4 protein-coding genes are annotated in these 4187 nt (G+C 73.4%); 2 read left to right on the top strand and 2 right to left on the bottom strand.

The features are described from left to right. Positions 1–506: TetR/AcrR family transcriptional regulator (locus IH13_RS0125900; protein ID WP_063837493.1), on the bottom strand; the 506-nt coding region annotated here is incomplete at its 3' end. Between the two features lie 379 nt (positions 507–885). Here IH13_RS0125900 and IH13_RS0125895 point away from each other — a divergent pair. Together IH13_RS0125895 and IH13_RS0125890 are read left to right on the top strand one after the other, a co-directional pair. Next, entirely contained in the window at positions 886–2667 is a 1782-nt protein-coding gene (locus IH13_RS0125895) for a 3-hydroxyacyl-CoA dehydrogenase family protein (RefSeq protein ID WP_031088347.1), read from the top strand. A gap of 145 nt (positions 2668–2812) precedes the next feature. After that, positions 2813–3628, top strand: a complete 816-nt coding sequence (locus IH13_RS0125890; protein ID WP_031088345.1) for a TetR family transcriptional regulator — start codon at positions 2813–2815, stop codon at positions 3626–3628. A gap of 9 nt (positions 3629–3637) precedes the next feature. On the opposite strand, the gene IH13_RS0125885 is transcribed toward IH13_RS0125890, so the two are convergent. After that, the coding region (locus IH13_RS0125885) for a restriction endonuclease (RefSeq protein ID WP_031088343.1) at positions 3638–4187 on the bottom strand (550 nt) is incomplete at its 5' end.

Genomic DNA, 4187 nt, shown 5'->3' with positions numbered 1-4187 from the left:
CTGCGCCACCGCCGCAGTTGGGCGATGCCGTGCAGGCCGGCCCAGAGCACACCCGCGACGACCCGGGCGTCGGGTCCGGTGCCCGCGGGGTGCGGGCGGGCCCGGGCGACACGGTCCACCAGCAGGCCGAAGAGCGGGAGGCTCGTCTCCCGCAGTCCCAGTTCCCCGCTCTCCAGCAGGTCGTGACGGAACATCAGCTCGTACATGCCGCTGCGGGTCCGCGCGAAGCCGAGATAGACGCGGCAGAGCCGCTCGACCTGGGCGCGCGGCTCCCCTTCCTCATCCAGCGCCACGGCGGCCCGCGCGGCCAGATCGGCGAACCCGGTGCGTGCGACGGCGGAGAGCAGCGAGACATGGGTGGGGAAGTGGCGGCGGGGCGCGCCGTGCGACACCCCGGCGGCGCGGGCGATCTCGCGCAGGGAGAGCGCCTGCACCCCCTCCTCCTCGACCAGTCGGACCCCGGCCGCGACCAAGCGGGCTTCGAGGCCCGCGTTCCTCTGCGTCATAGACATAGACACTGTCTACCAAAGCCCGGTAGACAGTGTCTACGATCGATCATCCGCCGGGCCCGGACATGTGGTCCAGCGCACAACGCCCCAGGGCTGGTGCGCTCGTTACCCGCCGGTTAATCTCATGTGAGCGGGCAACACGCCCGCCGGCTCCGGTGGCCTGGTGACGCAGCCACCCGGAGTGCTCGTCGGTTCGGCGTTTTCGTGAGACGCGACTCCGGGACAGAGTCCGTCGCCCCCTCCCGGCCCGGGTGTGCCCGGCACGCCCGGGACCCGTGCACCACGACACGCAACTTCCGCACGCCGCGCGCCGGTTCATCCGTGCCGCATGCGCCGCCGTGCCCCTCACAGTCGTCACTCACCCTGGAGTCCCGTGATGGACACCCCGCTCAGCACCATCGCCGTCGTCGGCCTCGGCACCATGGGAACCGGCATCGCCGAGGTCCTGGCCCGCGCGGGCCGCGAGGTCATCGGCATCGACGTCAGCGAGGCCGCCGCCCGGCAGGCCGTGGCCCGTCTGGAAGCCTCCACCGCGCGCGCCGTACGGCGCGAACGGATCACCGAGCAGGAACGGCGCGACATCCTCGCCCGTTTCCGTACCTTCTCCGATCTGCAGGCCGCGGCCGAGGCCGAGCTGGTCATCGAGGTCGTGCCGGAGACGTACGAACTCAAGCAGCGGGTCTTCCGCGAGCTGGACGCGATCGTCTCCCCCTCCGCGATCCTCGCGACGGGCACCAACGCCCTGTCCGTGACCCGGCTCGCGGCGGAGTCGCGGCACCCGGAACGTGTGCTGGGCCTGCACTTCTTCAACCCGGCCCCGGCGATGAAGCTGGTCGAGGTGGTCTCCTCGGTACTGACCGCGCCGCCCGCCGTGGAGGCCGTGACGCTGCTCGCCCGCGAACTGGGCAAGGAGCCGGTCGCGGTCGGCGACCGGCCGGGCTTCGTCGCGGACGGGCTGCTCTTCGGCTACCTGAACCAGGCCGCAGCCATGTACGAGGCGAACTACGCCTCCCGTGAGGACATCGACGCCGCGATGCGGCTGGGCTGCGGGCTGCCGATGGGTCCGCTCGCCCTGCTGGACCTGATCGGCATCGACACCGCGCGCACGGTCCTGGAAGCCATGTACGCCTCCTCCCAGGACCGGCTGCACGCCCCCGCGCCGGTGCTCAGGCAGCTCGGCGAGGCGGGCCTGACCGGCCGGAAGGCGGGCCGCGGCTTCTACACGTACGACGCCCCGGGCGGCCAGGACGTGGTGCCGGACGCCCTGACACCGAAGGCGGGCACGGGCGCGGCGGCCGGGCGCCCGGTGTCCTCGGTGGGGGTGGCCGGCTCCGGGACGATGGCCTCGGGCATCGCGGAGGTCTTCGCGAAGGCCGGGTACGCCGTGGTGCTCGCCGCACGCGGCCGGGAGAAGGCGGACACCGCCAAGGCGCGGATCGCCAGGTCGCTGGAGCGGTCGGTCGCCAAGGGGCGGCTGACGGCACAGGCACGCGACGAGACGCTCGCCCGGATCACGCCGGCCGGTTCTCTCGACGCGTTCGCCGATGTGGACCTCGCGGTGGAGGCGGTCGCCGAGGACCTGGAGGTCAAGCGGGAGCTCTTCCGCACGCTGGACAAGGTGTGCAAGCCGGGCGCGGTGCTGGCCACCACCACCTCCTCACTTCCGGTGGTGGCCGTGGCCCGGGTGACCTCGCGTCCCGAGGACGTCATCGGGATGCACTTCTTCAACCCGGCGCCGGCGATGAAGCTGGTCGAGGTGGTCCGGACGGTGCTGACCTGCGACGAGGCGCACGCCACGGTCCGCGAGGTCTGCGCGGCGGTCCGCAAGCACCCGGTGGACTGCGGGGACCGGGCCGGTTTCATCGTGAACGCGCTGCTCTTCCCGTACCTCAACAACGCGGTCAAGATGGTGGAGGAGCACTACGCGAGCCTCGACGACATCGACGCGGCCATGAAGCTCGGCGGCGGCTACCCGATGGGCCCGTTCGAGCTTCTGGACGTCGTGGGGCTCGACGTCTCCCTGGCCATCGAGAAGGTGCTGCACGGGGAGTTCCGCGACCCGGGCCTGGCACCGGCTCCGCTGCTCGAACACCTGGTGGCCGCGGGCTGCCTCGGCCGCAAGACGGGGCGCGGCTTCCGCGAGCATGCCCGCCGCTGAGGGGCCCGCGGCGGACGGGGTGGGGGCCTCGGCGCCCGCCTCCGCCCCCGAGGGGCCGGGGGCGGGGTGGGGCGGGCTGCTGGGGCCCTCGGGCGGTCCGCCCCCATCGGCCCACACACACGCGCCGATGGGCTACGTTCACACCATGTCCCAACCCGCCAAGTCACCCCGCTCCTCCGCCGCAGCCGACGCCCCGGAGAGCGCCGCAGGTACCCGCGCCGCCGCCCAACGGCTCAAGATGCGCCGCGAACTGGCCGCCGCAGCCATGGAACTGTTCGCCACCAAGGGGTACGAGGCGACGACGGTCGACGAGATCGCGGGGGCGGCCGGGGTCGCCCGGCGTACGTTCTTCCGCCACTTCCGTTCGAAGGAAGAGGCGATCTTCCCGGACCACGACGACACGCTCGTGCGGGCCGAGGCCGTACTGAACGCCGCACCGGCGCACGAGCACCCGCTCGACACGGTGTGCCGGGGGATCAAAGAGGTCATGAAGATGTACGCGGCGAAGCCCGCGGTCTCCGTGGCCCGCTACAAGCTGACCCGCGAGGTGCCGACCCTCCGGGAGGCGGAGATCGCCTCGGTGGCCCGCTACGAGCGGCTGTTCACCCGCTATCTGCTGGGCCACTTCGACGAGCGGGATCACCAGGTGGGCAACGACGACCCGTTGCTGGCCGAGGTGGCCGCCTCGGCCGTGGTGACGGCCCACAACCACGTACTGCGGCGGTGGCTGCGGGCGGACGGCCAGGGTGACGTGGAGACCCAGCTCGACCACGCGTTCGCGATCGTGCGGGACACGTTCGGCTCGGGGATCGGCGCGGGGCGGACCGGGGGCGGCGAGCCCGCGCGGGCGCCGGCGGTCTCGGTCGCCTCCGAGGGCGAGGTGCTGGTCGCCGTGGCCCGCACCGACGCGCCCCTCGACGAGGTGATGCGGACGATCCAGCAGGCGCTCAAGGAGCGCTGAGCGGGCGGTTCACCCCTCGGCGGGCAGCACGGCCGCCCCGGTGTGCCAGGGCAGCGGCGCACCGTCCTCGGCCCACGCGGTCAGCCCGGCCAGGTCGAGGCAGACGATGCCGCACTGACCGGCGTACTCGAGGGCCGGTTCGGTGAAGGCGCTGGTGGTGACGACGACCGCCGCGCTCGCCCGGTGTACGGCGTAGCAGGTGCCGCCGAAGCGCTGGAGGTCCTGCGAGCCGACCTTGTTCTCGGCCGTGTACCGCTTGCACTGGACGACCAGGCGGCGGCCGTCGGGCGTGGTGGCCACCACGTCCGCCCCGAGGTCGCCCGCGCCGCCGACCACCTCGACGTCCTGGCAGCCGTCCCGGCGGCAGAGGGCGGCGACGGCCTCCTCGAAGTCGTACGGGTCCATCGCCACCCAGTCCACGGGGTGCGGGGCGGCCGGTCCGGGGGCGGGTCCGGCCGGCTCGTACGCGGCGGGGGCCGGCTCCGCCAGGGCGGCGTCCACCACCTCGTACACGGTCTCGACGGCCGCCGCCGCACCCCGGGCCGCCGCCCTGCGGTTC

Origin of the sequence: Streptomyces sp. NRRL WC-3549 (genome assembly GCF_000721935.1) — a bacterium.
Classification (GTDB): domain Bacteria; phylum Actinomycetota; class Actinomycetes; order Streptomycetales; family Streptomycetaceae; genus Streptomyces.
This window is presented reverse-complemented; position numbering and strand designations above follow the sequence as displayed.

Excerpts from the sequence above, each read along its gene's own strand:
- IH13_RS0125895 (WP_031088347.1), top strand. The coding sequence starts at position 886 with ATGGACACCCCGCTCAGCACCATCGCCGTCGTCGGCCTCGGCACCATG.
- IH13_RS0125890 (WP_031088345.1), top strand. The coding sequence starts at position 2,813 with ATGTCCCAACCCGCCAAGTCACCCCGCTCCTCCGCCGCAGCCGACGCC.